Source organism: Burkholderia mycopellens, assembly GCF_964265025.1.
Taxonomy (GTDB): Bacteria; Pseudomonadota; Gammaproteobacteria; order Burkholderiales; family Burkholderiaceae; genus Burkholderia.
Genome location: NZ_OZ183802.1, coordinates 432,230 through 449,068 on the forward strand (window position 1 = coordinate 432,230; position 16,839 = coordinate 449,068).

At 63.7% G+C, this 16,839-nt stretch carries 17 protein-coding genes and 2 pseudogenes; 16 read left to right on the forward strand and 3 right to left on the reverse strand.

All coding sequences use genetic code 11. The features are described from left to right. Window positions 1–178: 178 nt before the first annotated feature. The 8 genes and pseudogenes from ACPTTC_RS02100 to ACPTTC_RS02135 all read left to right on the forward strand — a co-directional run. Window positions 179–913: pseudogene (locus tag ACPTTC_RS02100) on the forward strand (type VI secretion system Vgr family protein); the annotation flags it as partial. 193 nt (window positions 914–1,106) lie between these two features. Continuing rightward, on the forward strand, window positions 1,107–1,469 hold the full coding sequence (locus ACPTTC_RS02105; protein ID WP_423391397.1) for a hypothetical protein: 363 nt from the start codon (window positions 1,107–1,109) through the stop codon (window positions 1,467–1,469). Between the two features lie 510 nt (window positions 1,470–1,979). Beyond that, on the forward strand, window positions 1,980–2,351 hold the full coding sequence (locus ACPTTC_RS02110) for a hypothetical protein (protein ID WP_423391398.1): 372 nt from the start codon (window positions 1,980–1,982) through the stop codon (window positions 2,349–2,351). Window positions 2,352–2,376: 25 nt separating this feature from the next. Next, window positions 2,377–2,769 (forward strand): annotated as a pseudogene (locus ACPTTC_RS02115) (RHS domain-containing protein); the annotation flags it as partial. A 156-nt stretch (window positions 2,770–2,925) separates the two neighbouring features. Next, entirely contained in the window at window positions 2,926–3,243 is a 318-nt protein-coding gene (locus tag ACPTTC_RS02120) for a DUF7716 domain-containing protein (protein WP_423391399.1), read from the forward strand. 14 nt (window positions 3,244–3,257) lie between these two features. Further along, on the forward strand, window positions 3,258–3,464 hold the full coding sequence (locus ACPTTC_RS02125; RefSeq protein ID WP_423391400.1) for a hypothetical protein: 207 nt from the start codon (window positions 3,258–3,260) through the stop codon (window positions 3,462–3,464). Then, window positions 3,458–3,637 (forward strand): Imm1 family immunity protein, encoded by a 180-nt coding sequence (locus ACPTTC_RS02130; RefSeq protein WP_423391401.1) that lies wholly within the window; start codon window positions 3,458–3,460, stop codon window positions 3,635–3,637. Before ACPTTC_RS02125 ends, ACPTTC_RS02130 begins: the two co-directional genes overlap by 7 nt. 28 nt (window positions 3,638–3,665) lie before the next feature. Further along, complete coding sequence (locus tag ACPTTC_RS02135) at window positions 3,666–4,001, forward strand: immunity protein Imm33 domain-containing protein (protein ID WP_423391402.1); 336 nt, start codon at window positions 3,666–3,668, stop codon at window positions 3,999–4,001. A 114-nt stretch (window positions 4,002–4,115) separates the two neighbouring features. Here the strand turns inward: ACPTTC_RS02135 and icmH are convergent, their stop codons facing one another. The 3 genes from icmH to tssJ all read right to left on the reverse strand — a co-directional run bounded on the left by icmH (window position 4,116) and on the right by tssJ (window position 6,956). Then, window positions 4,116–4,898, reverse strand: a complete 783-nt coding sequence (gene icmH, locus ACPTTC_RS02140; protein WP_175971652.1) for a type IVB secretion system protein IcmH/DotU — start codon at window positions 4,896–4,898, stop codon at window positions 4,116–4,118. Beyond that, window positions 4,895–6,241 (reverse strand): type VI secretion system baseplate subunit TssK, encoded by a 1,347-nt coding sequence (gene tssK, locus ACPTTC_RS02145; RefSeq protein ID WP_423391403.1) that lies wholly within the window; start codon window positions 6,239–6,241, stop codon window positions 4,895–4,897. Before tssK ends, icmH begins: the two co-directional genes overlap by 4 nt. Before the next feature lie 103 nt (window positions 6,242–6,344). Further along, the gene (gene tssJ, locus ACPTTC_RS02150) at window positions 6,345–6,956 is read right to left on the reverse strand and encodes a type VI secretion system lipoprotein TssJ (protein ID WP_011350757.1); all 612 of its coding nucleotides are present in this window, start codon (window positions 6,954–6,956) and stop codon (window positions 6,345–6,347) included. A gap of 374 nt (window positions 6,957–7,330) precedes the next feature. On the opposite strand from tssJ, the gene ACPTTC_RS02155 reads away from it, so the two are divergent. From ACPTTC_RS02155 to tssH, 8 genes are all read left to right on the forward strand, one after another. Further along, window positions 7,331–7,960 (forward strand): tetratricopeptide repeat protein, encoded by a 630-nt coding sequence (locus ACPTTC_RS02155; RefSeq protein ID WP_226200922.1) that lies wholly within the window; start codon window positions 7,331–7,333, stop codon window positions 7,958–7,960. Window positions 7,961–8,005: 45 nt separating this feature from the next. Continuing rightward, window positions 8,006–8,521, forward strand: coding sequence for a type VI secretion system contractile sheath small subunit (gene tssB, locus ACPTTC_RS02160; protein ID WP_006484395.1), 516 nt, complete (start codon window positions 8,006–8,008; stop codon window positions 8,519–8,521). 15 nt (window positions 8,522–8,536) lie between these two features. Continuing rightward, window positions 8,537–10,027, forward strand: coding sequence for a type VI secretion system contractile sheath large subunit (tssC, locus tag ACPTTC_RS02165; protein WP_011350759.1), 1,491 nt, complete (start codon window positions 8,537–8,539; stop codon window positions 10,025–10,027). Window positions 10,028–10,097: 70 nt separating this feature from the next. Further along, entirely contained in the window at window positions 10,098–10,601 is a 504-nt protein-coding gene (locus ACPTTC_RS02170) for an Hcp family type VI secretion system effector (RefSeq protein ID WP_006477093.1), read from the forward strand. A gap of 62 nt (window positions 10,602–10,663) precedes the next feature. Continuing rightward, entirely contained in the window at window positions 10,664–11,149 is a 486-nt protein-coding gene (tssE, locus tag ACPTTC_RS02175; RefSeq protein WP_006477092.1) for a type VI secretion system baseplate subunit TssE, read from the forward strand. 76 nt (window positions 11,150–11,225) lie between these two features. Continuing rightward, window positions 11,226–13,061, forward strand: a complete 1,836-nt coding sequence (gene tssF, locus ACPTTC_RS02180) for a type VI secretion system baseplate subunit TssF (protein ID WP_423391404.1) — start codon at window positions 11,226–11,228, stop codon at window positions 13,059–13,061. Continuing rightward, complete coding sequence (tssG, locus tag ACPTTC_RS02185; protein ID WP_423391405.1) at window positions 13,025–14,125, forward strand: type VI secretion system baseplate subunit TssG; 1,101 nt, start codon at window positions 13,025–13,027, stop codon at window positions 14,123–14,125. Before tssF ends, tssG begins: the two co-directional genes overlap by 37 nt. A gap of 43 nt (window positions 14,126–14,168) precedes the next feature. Continuing rightward, window positions 14,169–16,838, forward strand: a complete 2,670-nt coding sequence (gene tssH / locus ACPTTC_RS02190) for a type VI secretion system ATPase TssH (RefSeq protein WP_423391406.1) — start codon at window positions 14,169–14,171, stop codon at window positions 16,836–16,838. Window position 16,839 lies beyond the last annotated feature (1 nt).

Consider the following 16,839-nt stretch of genomic DNA (forward strand, 5'->3'; position numbering starts at 1 on the left):
ACAAACAGGCGATGGGATCGTCACGCGCAGGGCCGGGCCGGTATCGATTGTCGAGAAAATGTTCTTTTAAATCAGGTCATTTTTCAAAATCGTGCCGTAATTTCTCTGTAAAATCGCGCGTGAGAAATCGAACACTGCGCCATCCGAGGGCGCGTCAAAAGAAGAAAAGGCCGTAGCCATGAACATGCAGAACACAATCGCCGCATTGCGCGGCGGGTTGCTTCAGCAGGATCGGTTGCTGAAGCTCGATACGCCATTGGGGGCCAACGTCCTGACCGTTCAGCGGGCAGTCGGTCGTTCACGTATCGGGCGCGCGTACGAGTTCACGCTGGACGTGCTGTCGACCGACAGTGATGTGGAACTTAAAAAGCTGATCGCACAGCCCGTCACGTTGTGGATCCAGCAGGGCGATCTCCGTTACCGGCCGATCAACGGGTACGTGCATACAGCGCGCCGGCTCGGCGCCGACGGCGGGCTCACGACCTATCAGCTCGCATTCGCCGATTTCACCCACTTCCTGAAATTCCGTCGCGATCAGCGGCTCTGGAACGACACGACCGTCGACCAGATCATCAGCGACGTGCTGAACCAGCATCCGCAGGCGAAGGGCCATTTCCGCTTTGCGCTGTCGAAGCCGTTGCCGAATCGCTCGTACACGCGCCAGCACGACACCGACTGGCATTTCGTACATCGGCTGATGGAGGACGAGGGACTCTACTGCGCGTGGCAGCAGGCCGACGACGGCAAGTCGCACACGCTCGTGATTACCGACAACTTGCAGGCGTTCGCGCCGCTGTCGCCGCAGACCGTGCGCTTCTATCGTGGCGGTGCGGCGAGCGAAGCCGATGCGTTCACGCAATGGTCGGGCACGCGCACGCTGCAGAGCGTCACGCGATCGACGCGCACGTTCGACTGCAGCGGCAAGCAGGCGGAGGAACGTACGCCGCAGAGCGCAGAATCGGTTACAAGACAATTCGGCGAGCCGGTCTTTCCGCCCTGGAGGCGAGATGTCAATTTGCCATGCATGTTGACCCATATTTCGAAAAACTTGGGTTCACCGGGGACTCGCCAAGGCGGACCGTGAAGAATCGGCGATAGGAGGTGGCATGGAACGTAAGTTGATGGATTACCCGATGTATGCACCGCTGGTGAAATATATCTATGACGAGATGAGGCAGGGTCGTTTTGATAATCTAGTACGCCAAGGTCTCGCTGGGCCGAGCTCCGCGTCAGAGTACGGTGCTGCGCTGGAGGCTTGCTTAGGTAATGAAGTGATGGGGCCGATTCCTGATGAAGCTCTAATGGATGGATACGTATTTGAGATTGGTGGGCATAAATCGGACCGGTTATCTATCGAAGTACCGGTCTTTGCGGAAGATGGACGTTCGGATGCTTTTGCGGTTTTTCGGGTGAAGACAGATGAGTCTGCGAGGCCAATGCTGCACCTGTACGACATATTGGTGCCTTGACAGGTGACCCGAGAAAGCAGGGCCGCACTATAACCGTCTATCAGTACGCGTCGAATCCGACGCGGTGGATCGACCCGCTCGGCCTTGCAAGGTGTCCGTGTGAGGATGATTGCGCGAAGAATCTCGCTGATGAAGGTGTCGTAACGGGTGGGCACGGTGATCTAAGAAAAATTGGTGGCTTGCAAGATTCGCATCACATTGACCAAGATGCATCGGTAAACGAATTGCCGGGCTGTGACTACGATGTGGCTCCAGCGATCAGCCTGCAAGGTAGAAGTGCCGACGGCACGACGCGCGGCACCACACATTAGGCGGAAAATCATGCTCAAGATAGAGCGTCAGTGGCCGGTACGCTTGGCAGTGAGACGGGCGTCGCATTTAACTCGCAAAAGGAAGCTGGGTCGCGTCAGAAGGCTGCAAAATGCGCGGTGCTAAACGCGAGAGGTTATTTCTCTGGAATCGGGGCTGGTGCTGGAAGTAGCATAAAGACCTCCTCGAAGAGAGGATGAGATGGACAAGAAATTTAATGCAGAAGCGTACGCCCTGATATCCGAATTTATGAATTCGGTGAACGTTCTGGATAAAGCAACTCTTCAGGCGAGATTTGGTGTCACCGAGCCTGTCTTGGAGGAGATATGCGAGTGCCTGAATGACTATTTTGGGAAGAAGCCCGACATAGCCTTGGCACCCGAAGATACGGCGTTCTCAGGCAAGATCGGCTCAAGGCCCTACGTTGACTTGTATGAAATGAATGACGCCAACACATGGGGGGTGGAATGCGTTATTTGGGTTGAGGGCAAGGCGGCCGAGCCGATCCTTCACGTCGAATTATTTAGCGAAAATAACAATCTCGGTTTGCGGTATAGGTACATCGGCTCATGACGGTCCTATGAGAATAATCACGTCCGGGAACCTGGTGCGCAAATGCACGCCGGCGGGCGAGCAGGAATACGAGTGGGACGAATTCAATCACCTGCAGTCGGCACGGGTCGCTGAGGCGTCGAGGCCGAGCCGGTCGAGCGAATCGAGACGCCGGAGCGGACGAGTACCGACCGGTATGTGCCGGAGGAAGACCCGCTGCAGAAGGTGCCGGAACGGCGGATTGACAGCGAAGCTGTTCTATTACCACTGTGACCAGGTCGGCACGCCGCAGCTTGTCACGGATGACTATGGGGATGTGGTGTGAGAGGCGTCGTACAAAGCGTGGGGGGAAGGGCGGGAGGTTATTGCCCGGGCCTCGACGGCGGCGGGAATCGTGGCGAAGAATTCGCTACGGTTTCAGGGGCGGCTGGTTGATGAGAGTCGGGACTCGCTTCGATCGACATGCAGCGCGCACCCCGCATGTCTGCATCGGAAGCCTGCCAATCGCGCTCGCTTAAAATTGGCATAATCACGGCCTGCCGTGAGGTTCTCGCGGCCGAATCAACGCAATCATTCGGATACCACCGCATTACCCATGTCGATCGACTCCCCGACCGAAGTGTCCCTGCAACATATTCTCGAGCACCCCGGCGATTTCTCTGGATGGCTCTATCTTCCGCCGATGCCGTGGACGCCCGATACCAAGGGGGCGTTTTTCGAAGACGTCGATGACGCGGAAGCAGACGTTGCGACTGCCATCGCGACCCGACCCGGCTGGAAAGTCACGCTGGACAGCGCGACGATCGAGGACATCGTGATCAACGCGCACGATCAGGTCGACGAACCGAGCGTCGCACAATTGCTGGACGCGTTTGTCTTTTACGTCGAGAACGACGCATTTGTCCTGTTCTGATGACACGCTGTCGAATGCGAACGACGAAAGTGATCGAGGAAACCATCATCAGCAACCGTTCGCACGTGACGGAAGCGCCGTGCGATGACCTCGCGCAAGCGATCGCGGCCGTCGAACGACTGAACGGCCGCGATCGCTCGACCGTCGCATTCGACGCGAACGACGCCACGATGGCCGATATGTCGTCTTCATCGCATCGGAGATCGACGCCGCGTTGCTGAACCTGACGACGCCCGATTCACCAGCAGACGAAACGATCGAACTCGTGGCAGGCGGCCAGCGAGGCAGCTATCCGGCGCGACAGTGCGTGGACCGCGCGACGGCGACGCAGGCGGCAGCCTATTTCGTATCGACCGGCGGCGCCGATCCACGTTTATGCTGGCAACTTGGCTGACTCGCTGCCCGACAGGAAGGAAATGAACATGGCCGACGATCCGGCAGCGTTGCGCGGGCAACAGGAAGCCGTTTGTGCACGTTACGGGCTGCATGCCGTCGTGCCCGAAGAGATGGTCGCGGTCGCGATGTCGACGCTCGGGCGCATGCCGGTCTACGGCACGCGCATCGCGCTGTCTGACGGCGACAACGTCGGCTGGTTCTTCCACTGCGGTGAATATTCCGACGCCGCCGATTTCTACCAGCCGCTGCATGCCGCGCACCTGTCGACCTATCTGCCATCGGTTCTGCCATATCTACGGTTGCCGGCCGGCGCACGCTTCATCATCGACGATGCCGGCTACGAAGACGTCTGGATCGCGTGACGCGTCGGCACGTCATCGATCTTTTTCAGTTGTCCGGAGGAAGTGGGCAAAAGCAAAAAAGGACCGCCAAGCGGTCCTTTTCTCATCGAGCGTTGCCCAAACCACCAACACCCCTCAAGGCAACGAAATCGTCAAATTCGCCGACTCCGGTCCGACCTTGATCACCTGCGAGTAAGGCGCCAGCGCCTGCAGCGTCTTGTCCTTCAGATACGTGTTGAGCCCGAGATACCCGAGCAGCGCGACCAGCGCGAACACGGCCCCGATCGCCCAAACCGGCACTTCGCGCTTGAGTCGGTGCGCGATCTGATCCGGCAACGGCCAATGCGGCGCGAACGGCGCCCGCTTGCCCTTCATATGCGCGATCTCGTCCCCCAGCCGCGCGGTAAGGTAAGCCAGCTTCTCCGGCCCTTCGAGCAGATACTTGCCCTGGAACCCGAGCAGCAGGCACATGTGAAACACCTCGAGCGACTGCAGCCGCGCCGCGCCCTGCGCGCGGCAATCCTCGAGATACTGGAAGAACTTCTCGCCCGCGAGCTGCTCGCCGAACAGCACGAGCTGCAGCGGCCGGCGCTCCCAGTCCGTGCGGATCTTGAACTGCGACGACAGCACCATCTCGTCGATCGCCGCGCAGAACGCGAACTTCGCGCCGTACACGTCTTCAGCCGCGATATTCAGCTTCTTCGCGCCGCGCTCGAAGTCCGACAGGAACTCCTGGATCCGCGTGCTGAACTCGCCCGCGCTCTCCGGCTCCCGCCCGTTCTTGAGCAGGAACAGCATGAAGAACCCGTCGTACAGCAGGTCGAGCAGCGAACGGGCCTGGAACGAGGCGTCCGTCGACGCCGGGGTATGCAGGGGTGCCGGCGCGTTGTCGCCGAACAGGGAAGGCGCGTAGCTCATGATGTGACCGCGATCAGTTCGAATTTCAGGTCATTGATGCCAGTCGGCGCGTAGATCATCGCGGACTGGGCCTGCAGCATGCGCTCGTACAGCGGGCTACGCGAATCGAGCGCGAAGTAGCATGCGCCGGGGCGGACCGGAATCGCGGGCGGCACCTGCGGCGTGTACGACAGCCGCACGCCGGGCATCGCCGACAGCACGAGCTTGTCGACGTCGTCGGGGGCGCCGACCTTGAAGCGGGCCGGTACCGCGTCGACGAGCTCGACGCTCGGCATGTCCGCGGACACGGCCAGGTAGAACTCGGTCTTGTCGTCGATCTTGCCGGAATCGAGGCGGCCGAGGTGGAACGACGGGCGCACCTCGTCCAGCGTGATCGCGAAGTAGCGCGTCGAGATCACGGTGTCGAGCAGCTCGCGCAGCATCAGGTCGAGCCGCGCAAAGCTCGGGCCCGGATCGTCGTGGCGGTACACCGGCAGGTCGGCGAGCGTGTAGCCCTTCGAGAACGTCATCAGCTGGCCCGCGAGGCGCAGCAGTTCCTGGAACAGCCGCTCCGGATGCAGCGCGGAGTGCTGGTGCAGGTGCGCGAGCGTCGCGAACGCGGCATTCGCGGTGTGCAGCAGCCAGAACGACGCGATGTCGCCCGAGCGGAACTCGATGATGTTCTTCGACGGCTCGCGGTGGAAGCCGTACAGCGCGTTCACCTTCGCCTGCAGCGCGTCGACGAGCTGGCGCAGCCGCTGGTGCAGGATCGGCGACGCGTCGATCGCGAGGCACGGCGGCACGAAGCTGTCGTCGAGCTCGAAACCGGACGTCGCGGTGCGGCGCACGCGCACGAGCGGCACCGACAGCAGCTGGTCGCGCGGCTCGCTGTGCGCGATCAGCTTGACCTGCGTCTTCAGGAACGTGATGTCGGCTTCGGCCGCGTCGGTGAAGTTGTCGCCGACGCTCGTCTGCTCGCTGACGAAACGCGTCATGAAGCCGGCGGACGGATCGTCGCTGTAGTTGGTGCCGTTCTCGCGCAGCGGGTGCAGCGCAAGATAGAACACGAATTCGTTGATGCCGTCAGGCAGCGTGTCCAGCGCGATCGGCGGCGGCAGGTCGTCGGCCTGCGGCGCGGCATACAGCGCGCCGTCCGGGAACACGAGCGCGAGCTCGGCCACCCGCAGCACGTTGCTGCCGAGCGCGTCCCGGTCGATGCGCACCGAGCGCACGCCCCAGTTGTACGGCTGGATCGCCTGGATCGATTCGAACAGGCGCGCTTCGTGGTACGCGTCCTGTCGCTGAAAGTGTTGAGGCCGGAGGAACAGCCCTTCCCCCCACAGCACCTTGGCCGAATAACTCATGTCAAATCCGGTTAATGTCGCGTTGCGATGTAATCGATTTGTTCGTGCCCGAATTAAATCGCCAATTGTTAACTCTTGTTAATTGACATTCGTGCGTCATTGTTTAACCGCAGGAGACCGAAGAAAGCAAATTCAGCGGTTGCGAAGGCGCACCCTGTTGCGGTGCGATGACAGTGCCGTCGGTGACCGTCATCGCGCAATTATGCAGGCCGATGATTATGCCGGATTTCTCCGACTTCACCGGGTCGAACGTCAGTTTCCATCGTTGCAGTGCGGGATCGCGGAACAGCGCGACGATGCCGAATGCCTGCGCTTCGCGCGAAACCTTCTCGGTCGCCGTATAGCGCTGGCCCGGAATCAACGTGATTTCGCGCACGTTCAGCAAATCCGCGCCCAGCGCGGCCTTTTCCTTGGTCGGATCCGTAAATGCGTCGAACGGCGCCTGCTGGAACGATGTCGGGTCTTTCAGCGTGTAGAGCCGCACGACGAGCGCGAGCGGTTTGTTGTCGGTCGCGGCGTTCAGGTTCGGCGCGGCGGCGAGCGTGATGCCGAGGTTGCGCGGCGGCTTCTGCGCGTCGGGCACCTCGGGCTTGCCGATACCGGCCGCGGACATCACGGCGCTCGCGGCCGAGCCGAGCAACGGGGCGGCCGCGCATCCGGCCAGGAGCGCGCAGGCAACCAGCGGCAGCGCGTAGCGAATCATCAACGATCTCATCGTATATCCGGCGTGCCGCCTTTATCCCTGTCAAATCTGCCGGGTATTTCCGCGTTCGCTGCGTATCCCCGGCATTGCACTGTTCAATTATTAAGCACGCCCGCATCGTGGCAGGCGCCCGGAAAATTTTGCCGCCACCCCGGCGGCGCGTCGCGGAACCAGTAAAACTTGCCCATTTCCGGCCGAAGGAAAAATCGCTGCGAGCCCGCCGCGATAGGCCATTGGAGGGGGTAGCGCCCGGTTTTAAAAGGAATTACTCTTCACACGACGATTGAATTATGAAAAATTGATCGGTACTATACCCGCGCGCTTCTTGCAAAGCAAAAGAACCAGATTCTCAACGATTTAAAACTCACGCGCCGGTGGATATAACGATGAAAGACCGTCTCTTCGCAAAACTGTCTGGGGTAGTAGTGGCTTGCGGCGTGATCGCCGGCTGTGCGAGCCAGCCTCCCGCACCGCCGACTGCCGAGGTGTTCAACAAGTCGCTGGCGGACGCGGACGCAGTTGCGAAGGCGGGGGACCAGGACAAGGCCCTCGGCCTGTATCAGCAGCTCGCGAAGTCGGATCCGACGCGCGAGGAGCCGTGGTCGCGCATCGCGCAAATCCAGTTCGCGCAGAACCACTACGGTCAGGCAATCGTTGCCGCGCAGGAAGCCCTGCAGCGCGACGCGACCGACCGTCAGGCGAAGAGCGTGCTGGCCGTGGCCGGCCTGCGGATCGCAACGCAGTCGCTCGGCGAGCTGCGTCAGGATTCCTCGCTCGCGGGTGACGCGAAGTCCGACGCACAGGCGCTCGCGAAGCAGCTGCGCGATACGCTGGGCGAATCGGCGCTGTTCCCGCCGGAGCAGAAGACGCAACCGAAGAAGTATTCCGGCCGCCGTCCGGTTCATCGTCCGAAGGTCGCGGCCGCACCGACGGCCGAGGCGGCCGCCACTACGCCGACGCCGCCCACCACGCCGCAGAAGGGCAGCGCGGATCCGTTCGGCGCACTGCGCAACTGACCGCAAACTGACGCGATAACCACAACTAACCTGGGAGCCGTCGAGATGGCCAAGAAAGAAAGCATCCAGAAAAGCTTGCAGAAAATACGGCCGCCGCGCGTCCAACTGACCTACGAGGTCGAGAAGGGCGATGCGATCGAGGTGAAGGAACTGCCGTTCGTCGTCGGGGTCGTCGGCGATCTGGCGGGCCAGTCCGAAATCGAGCAGCCGAAGCTGCGCGACCGTAAATTCGTCAACATCGATCGCGACAATTTCGACGACGTGATGAAGGCGATCGAGCCGCGTGCCGCGTTTCAGGTGGAAAACCGCCTGAGCCCGGAAGGCGGCAAGTTCGCGGTCGACCTGAAGTTCCGTTCGCTGTCGGATTTCAGCCCGGACGAAGTCGTCGAACAGGTCGAGCCGCTGCGCCGCCTGCTCGAGGCGCGCTCGAAGCTTGCCGACCTGCGCAACAAGCTCGCCGGCAACGACAAGCTCGAGGATCTGCTGTCCGAGGTGCTGAAGAACACGCAGCAGCTGCAGGAGCTCGCGAAGGGCACGGGCGGCGACAAAGACGGCGAATGACGACGGAGTGTTGAGATGAACCAGCAAACGGCTGCGGCCCAAGCGAGCGGCGCGGATTACGCCGCCGGGACTTCGCTGCTCGACGACATCGTCGAGAAGAGCAAGGTCGCGAAATCCGATTCCGAGCACGCGCGTGCGAAGGACCTGATCGGCGAACTCGTGCACCAGGTGCTCGACGGCACGGTGATCGTGTCGGACAACCTGTCGGCCACGATCGACGCGCGCGTCGCGGAACTCGACCGCCTGATTTCCACGCAGCTTTCCGCAGTGATGCACGCGCCGGAATTCCAGCGCCTCGAAAGCACGTGGCGCGGGATGGATTACCTGGTCAAGGAAAGTAATACGGGCCAGACGATCAAGATCAAGGCGCTGCACGCACCGAAGCGCGACCTCGTGCGCGACTTCAAGGGCGCGAGCGAGTTCGACCAGAGCGCGCTGTTCAAGAAGGTCTACGAAGAAGAGTTCGGCACGTTCGGCGGCTCGCCGTTCGGTGCGCTGATCGGCGATTACGAGATCTCGCGCCAGCCGGAAGACATGTACTTCATCGAGCAGATGTCGCACGTCGCGGCGGCCGCGCATGCGCCGTTCATCGCGTCGGCGTCGCCCGAGCTGCTCGGCCTCGAGTCGTTCTCCGACCTCGGCAAGCCGCGCGACCTCGGCAAGGTGTTCGATACGGTCGAATATGCGAAGTGGAAGTCGTTCCGCGACGCCGAAGATTCGCGCTACGTCGGCCTGACGCTGCCGCGCTTCCTCGGCCGCCTGCCGTTCAATCCGAAGGACGGCCAGACCGCGGAGAACTTCAACTTCGTCGAGGACGTCGACGGCACCGACCACGACAAGTACCTGTGGTGCAACGCCGCGTGGGCGTTCGCCGCGCGCCTGACGGCTGCATTCGACGACTTCGGCTGGTGCGCGGCGATCCGCGGCGTCGAAGGCGGCGGCCTCGTCGAGGATCTGCCGACCCACACGTTCAAGACCGACGACGGTGAAGTCGCGCTGAAGTGCCCGACCGAAATCGCGATCACGGATCGCCGCGAGAAGGAGCTGAGCGACCTCGGCTTCATCCCGCTCGTCCATTGCAAGAATTCAGATTACGCCGCGTTCTTCGCTGCGCAGTCGGTGCAGAAGCCCAAGAAATACAGCACCGACAGCGCGAATGCGAACGCCGTCCTGTCCGCCCAGCTTCAGTACATCTTCTCGGTATCGCGCGTTGCGCACTACCTGAAGGCGATGATGCGGGACAAGATCGGCAGCTTCGCATCGGCGCAGAACGTGGAGACTTTCCTCAACCGGTGGATTTCGCAGTACGTCCTGCTCGACGACAACGCCTCGCAGGAACAGAAAGCGCAATTTCCGCTGCGCGAGGCATCCATACAAGTGTCGGAGATTCCGGGCAAGCCGGGCTCGTATCGTTCGGTCGCGTTCCTGCGCCCGCACTTTCAGCTCGACGAACTCTCGATTTCTCTGCGACTTGTCGCTGATCTGCCCAAACCGGCAAATTCATAAGCGAGTAAATCGCCCGGGCGGGCCGCCTGGGTAGGACGTTAAAACCACCTCTTTGGGGAGTCGAAGGGCCATGTTACATATGCACTTGCAGTTTGGTAGTCCCGCGGTGAAGGGCGAGTCCGCGGACAAGGACCACCAGGGCTGGATCGAACTGAAATCATGGGATCACTCGATCGTTCAGCCGCGTTCGGCAACCGCATCGACCGCTGGCGGTCACACGATGACGCGTTGCGAGCACGGCGACATGATTTTCACGAAGGAAATCGATTCGTCGAGCCCGCTGCTGTACCAACACGCTTCGGGCGGTACCACGTTCGACGAGGTGACGGTCCATTTCTCGCGCGCTGACGGTGAAGGCAAGCGCGTGCAGTATCTGGAAGTCAAGCTCAAGTACGTGATCATCTCGAGCATCGCCCCGAGCGTTCGCGAAGAAGGTCTGCCGCTCGAGACGTTCTCGCTGAAGTACGCAGCTGTGCAGTGGAAGCAAACCCAGCAGAAGATCGGCGGCAACCAGGGCGGCAACACGCAAGGCGCCTGGAGTCTGACGAAGAACGACAAGACCTACGCGGTCTAAGGTCGGTTGCGGCAACGGGGCGCACGGCGTCCCGTTGCCGTTTTCGCAGTTGATGCCGGCCGATGAAACGATTCGAACCCAGTTTTCTCGACAAGCTGTTCGACGACGAACCGCACCTGCCGGCCTCGGCAGCGATGCGGCAATTGTCGCTGGACGAGCTCAAGAACACGGTCGCCCGCGACGTCGAGGCGATCCTCAACACCCGTATCGCGCACACCGAGAACGAGCTGGCCGCGCTGCCGGAATGCCAGAAATCGGTGCTGACCTACGGGCTGAACGATTTCGCGGGGCTGAGCCTCGCGAGTCATTACGACCGCGCGTTCATCTGCAAGTCGATCCAGCAGGCGATCGCGCGTCATGAGCCGCGCCTGCAGCAGGTTCAGGTGACGTTCGAGCTGAACGAGCAGGCAACCAACGCGCTCTATTTCGCGATCCAGGCGCTGCTCGTCGTGCACCCGGCCGAAGAGCCGGTGAGTTTCGACGCGATGCTGCAGCCGTCGACGCTCCAGTATTCGGTCACGCGCGCACGCGCGGCCAGAATGCAGTAAATCAAGCCGCCGAGCGGGCCGGACCGCCCGGTGGTGGACCAGGTCCGGCAGGAAATATTGAGGTTCGGGGTCGTCGATGGAAGAATTGCTGCCGTATTACGAGCGCGAATTATCGTTTTTGCGGCGCTATTCGCGAGATTTCGCCGAACGCTATCCGAAGATCGCGGCGCGGCTCGCGCTGTCCGGCGAGCATTGCGAGGATCCGCACGTCGAGCGGATGATCGAGTCGTTCGCGCTGCTTGGCGCACGCATCAACAAGAAGCTCGACGACGATTACCCCGAATTCACCGAAGCGCTGCTGGAAGTGCTGTATCCGCACTACCTGCGGCCGTTCCCGTCGTGCTCGATCGCGCAGTTCACGCCGGCGTCACCCGGCCAGCAGACCGAACCGGTCGTGATCGATCGCGGCACCGAGCTGAAGAGCCGCCCGATCCGCGGCGTGCAGTGCCGGTTCCGCACCGCCTATGACGTGACGCTCGCGCCGATCCGCATCTCGGAAGCGCGCTACACGCCGGTTGCGCTCGCGCCGAGCGCGACCGTGCTGCCGTCCAATGCGACCGGCGTGATCTCGATCACGTTCGAATCGCTCGCCGCGCAGCTCGATCTCGGAGCGCTGAAGCTGCCGACGCTGCGCGCGCACCTGCACGGCGAGCAGTCGTTCGTCGCCGCGCTGACCGACTGCCTGTTCGTCAACGTGCTCGGCGCGTATGTCGAGCCCGAGCGCAACGGCCGCTGGACGGCGCTGCGCAAGCTGCCGATCGCGCACGCCGGCTTCGACGAGGACGACGCGCTGATCGACTACCCGGCGAAATCGCATCCCGCGTATCGCCTGCTCACCGAATACTTCGCGTTCCCCGACAAGTTCGATTTCGTCGACTTCGACATCGCGGCGATCGCGCGCGCGAGCGGCCGCTGCCAGCGCGCGACGCTGCATCTCGTGCTGCAGGACGTGCGCAGCGATTCGCATGTCGCGCGGCTGCTCGAACTGCTGACGGCGAGCCACTTCCGGCTGTTCTGCACGCCGATCGTCAACCTGTTCCGCCAGCACGGCGAGCCGATCCGCATCACGCACCGCGCGGTGTCCTACCCGGTGATCGCCGAGGCGCGGCGCGCGTTCGCGTACGAGGTGTATTCGATCGATTCGGTGAAACTCGTCAGGCAGCAGGCGCACGAGGAATCGGTGATCGAGTTCCGGCCGTTCTATTCGCTGCATCACGGCGAATCGGCGCGGATCGGCCATTACTGGTTCGCGCGCCGCAATGACTGGGTCGCGCAGAAGAGCCCCGGCTATGAAACCGAGATCTCGATCGTCGACATCGATTTCGAGCCGACCTCGCCGCAGACCGACACGCTGAGCCTCGACCTCACCTGCACGAACCGCGACCTGCCGTCGATGCTCGCGTTCGGGCTTGAAGGCGGCGACCTGTTCCAGGAAGGCGGCGCGCAGACGAGCGGCATTTCGCTGTTGCGCCGCCCGACGCAGAGCGTGCGCTTCGAGCGCGGCCGCGCCGCGCACTGGCGGCTCGTGTCGCACCTCGCGCTCAATCACGTATCGCTGGTCGCGCACGGGCTCGCGCCGCTGAAGGAAATGCTGACGCTGTACGACCTGCGGCGCACCGCCGTGTCGATGCGCCAGATCGACGGCCTCGCCGGCGTCGAGCAGCGCGGCGCCGTGCAGTGGCTGCCCGGCAAGCCGTTCGCCACCTTTGTGCGCGGCATCGAGATCCGCCTGACGATCGACGAGGAGCACTTCGTCGGCGCGAGCCTTGCGTCGTTCGTGCGCGTGCTCGACAGCTTCTTCGGCCTGTACGTGCACCTCAACAGTTTCGTTCAATTAGTCGTGGTGTCGAAGCGCACCGGCGAGGAGATCATCCGATGCAAGCCCCGAACCGGCGAATCGATCCTGGCGTAGTCGACGCGCTGCTCGACGAGCCGCACCGCTTCGAGTTCTTCCAGGCCGTGCGCGTGCTCGAAGGGCTGTTCGCGCGGCAGGCGTCGGATGCGCCCGGCGCATGGCGGCAGGGCGACGTCGTCGCGCAGCGCATCGAATTCCGCAACACGCTGTCGCTCGGCTTTCCGCCGAGCGAGATCGAAGGCGCGCGCTCGTTCGACGGCGACGGCACGCAGCTCAAGACGGGCGAGGCACGCGGCGCGGCGCTCGCGGCCGGCGAGCTCGGCCACGTCGAGCTGACGCCCGCGTTCTTCGGGCTGCTCGGCGGGCAGGGCGCGCTGCCGCTGCATTACACCGAGCAGATCATTGCGCGCGAGCACCTGAAGCGCGACCATGCGGCGCGCGCATTCTTCGACGTGTTCTCGAACCGCGCGACCGCGCTGTTCTATGCGGCGTGGAAGAAATACCGGCTGCCGTTCCACTATGAGCTCGACCGCGACGAGCGCTATCTGCCGCTGCTGCTCGCGATCGCGGGCGTGCCAAGCGACGAGGTGCGCGACAGCCTTGCGGCCGGTGTGGGCGGCGTGCTCGACGAGGCCGTTGCCGGCTATGCGCTGGCCGCGCGGCACCGGCCGATGTCGGCCGCGTACCTGCAGCGCACGCTGTCCGACTATTTCCGCGTGCCGGTGAAGATCGACCAGTTCGTCGGCAAGTGGTACGACGTGCCGCCCGACCAACTGAGCGTGCTCGGCGAAGTCAACGTGGTGCTCGGCGCGACGGCGCTCGTCGGTGAACGCGTCTGGCAGCGCGACATGCGCGCGCGGATCGTCGTCGGCCCGCTGTCGAAGCGCGACTACGAGGCGTTCCTGCCCGGCGGCGCGCACGCCGTCGCGCTGGAGCGGATGCTGACGCTGCTCGCCGGCGTCACGCTCGAATACGAGGTGAAGCTCGTGCTCAAGCGCACCGAGGTTGGCGCGAGCGTGCTCGGCGCGGGCTCGCGGCTCGGCTGGGACGCGTTCCTGTGCACGCGCGAAGCGCATGAGGATCGCACCGACGCCCGCTACGAACTGCACGTGATTCACTGATACCGAACGACAACAAACACGCAACGAACCTGAGATCGACGCCATGAGCACGCCTCTGAAGACCCTGATCACGAAACTGAACCCGCTGTGCCGTCACGCGACCGAGCGTGCGGCAAGCGCGTGCCTGGCGCGCGGCCATTACGAGGTCGATCTGGAGCACCTGTTCCTCGCGTTGCTCGAGGAGCCGGCGGGCGACCTGCCGCTCGCGCTGCGCGCAAGCCGCGTCGATCCGCATGCGCTGCGCGCCGATCTGGAGCGCGAGCTGACGCGCCTGAAGACGGGCAACACGCGCACGCCGGTGTTTTCCGTGCACCTCATCGCGCTGTTCGAGCAGGCGTGGCTGATCGCGTCGCTCGATTCGCAGCTCGGCCGCATTCGCTCCGGCCACCTGCTGCTCGCACTGCTGATCGCGCCGGATCTCGCGCAGTTCGCGCAGCGGATGTCGTCGCAGTTCGCGGAAGTGAACGTGACGGACCTGAAGCACAAGTTCGACGAGATCGTGGCCGGGTCGAGCGAGGCCGAGCCGCGCCAGGCCGAGGCGGACGACAACGGCATGACGCCGGCGGCTGACGGCGCGGCACCCGCGGCCGGCCCGTCGAAGACGCCGGCGCTCGACACGTACACGACCAACCTCACGCAGCGCGCACGCGACGGCAAGATCGACCCGGTGATCGGCCGCGAAGCCGAGATCCGCCAGGCGATCGACATCCTGATGCGCCGCCGCCAGAACAACCCGATCATGACCGGCGAGGCCGGCGTCGGCAAAACGGCGGTCGTCGAGGGCCTCGCGCTGCGCATCGCGGCCGACGACGTGCCGCCGCCGCTGCGCGGCGTCGCGCTGCACGTGCTCGACATGGGGCTGCTGCAGGCCGGCGCGAGCGTGAAGGGCGAGTTCGAGAACCGCCTGAAGAGCGTGATCGACGAGGTGAAGAAGAGCGCGCACCCGATCATCCTGTTCATCGACGAGGCGCACACGATCATCGGCGCGGGCGGCCAGGCCGGCCAGAACGACGCGGCGAACCTGCTGAAGCCGGCGCTCGCGCGCGGCGAGCTGCGCACGATCGCCGCGACGACGTGGAGCGAATACAAGAAGTACTTCGAGAAGGATGCGGCGCTCGCGCGCCGCTTCCAGGTCGTGAAGGTCGAGGAGCCGAGCGAGCCGCTCGCGGCCGCGATGCTGCGCGGGATGTCCGGCCTGATGGAGAAGCACTTCAACGTGCGGATCCTCGACGACGCGATCACCGAGGCCGTGCGCCTGTCGCACCGCTACATCAGCGGCCGCCAGCTGCCGGACAAGGCGATCAGCGTGCTCGACACCGCGTGCGCGAAGGTTGCGCTGGCGCACAGCGCGACGCCGGCGGCGATCGACGACACGAAGAAGCGCATCGAGCGGATCGATGCCGAAATCGCGTCGCTGGAGCGCGAGGCGGCCGGCGGCGCGTCGCACGACGAGCGGCTCGGCGAACTGCGCGGCACGCGCGACACGGCGCTCGAACAGCTCGCGAAGGACGAAGCGCGCTATGAAGCCGAGCGCGCGATCGTCGCCGAGATCACCGCGTTGCGCGAAGCGCTCGACAAGGCACGCGGCCCGTCGGAAGACGGTCAGCCGGTCGACGTGCAGGTGACCCGCGACAAGCTCGCCGAGCGCGTCGCGGCGCTGCACGCGCTGCAGGGCGGCGAGCCGATGGTGCCGCTGCAGGTCGACGGCCACGTGGTGGCCGAGATCGTCGCCGCGTGGACGGGCATTCCGCTCGGCCGGATGGTGAAGGACGAGATCGACACGGTGCTGAACCTGCAGCCGCTGCTTGCCGCGCGCGTGATCGGCCAGGACCATGCGCTCGACGCGATTGCGCAGCGCGTGCGCACCGCGACCGCGAATCTCGAGGATCCGAACAAGCCGCGCGGCGTGTTCATGTTCGTCGGGCCGTCGGGCGTCGGCAAGACCGAGACGGCGCTCGCGCTGGCCGACATCCTGTACGGCGGCGAGCGCAAGATGGTCACGATCAACATGAGCGAGTACCAGGAGGCGCACAGCGTGTCGGGCCTGAAGGGCTCGCCGCCGGGCTACGTCGGCTACGGCGAAGGCGGCGTGCTGACCGAGGCCGTGCGCCGCAATCCTTATTCCGTCGTGCTGCTCGACGAGGTCGAGAAGGCGCACCCCGACGTGCTCGAGATGTTCTTCCAGGTGTTCGACAAGGGCGCGATGGACGACGCGGAAGGGCGCGAGATCGACTTCCGCAACACGCTGATCATCCTGACGTCGAACGTCGGCTCCGCCGCGGTGATGCAGGCGTGCCTGAACAAGCCGGCCGAGGAACTGCCGGATCCGGACGCGCTCGCCGAGACGCTGCGCCCGCAGCTGTACAAGACCTTCAAGCCCGCGTTCCTCGGGCGGATGAAGGTCGTGCCGTACTACCCGATTTCCGACGACGTGCTGGCCGAGATCATCGAGCTGAAGCTCGAGCGGATCCGCCGCCGGATCGAGACGAACCACAAGGCGGCGTTCGAATGGGACGAATCGCTCGTCGATGCGGTGCTCGCGCGCTGCACCGAGGTCGACTCGGGCGCTCGCAACGTCGACCACATTCTCAACGGTACGCTGCTGCCGGAGATCGCGGGCCACGTGCTTGGCCGGATCGCTGACGGCGAGGCCATCGCGCGCATCGCGGTGCGCGCGGACGAGGCCGGCGAATTCACGTACACCGTCGAATGAT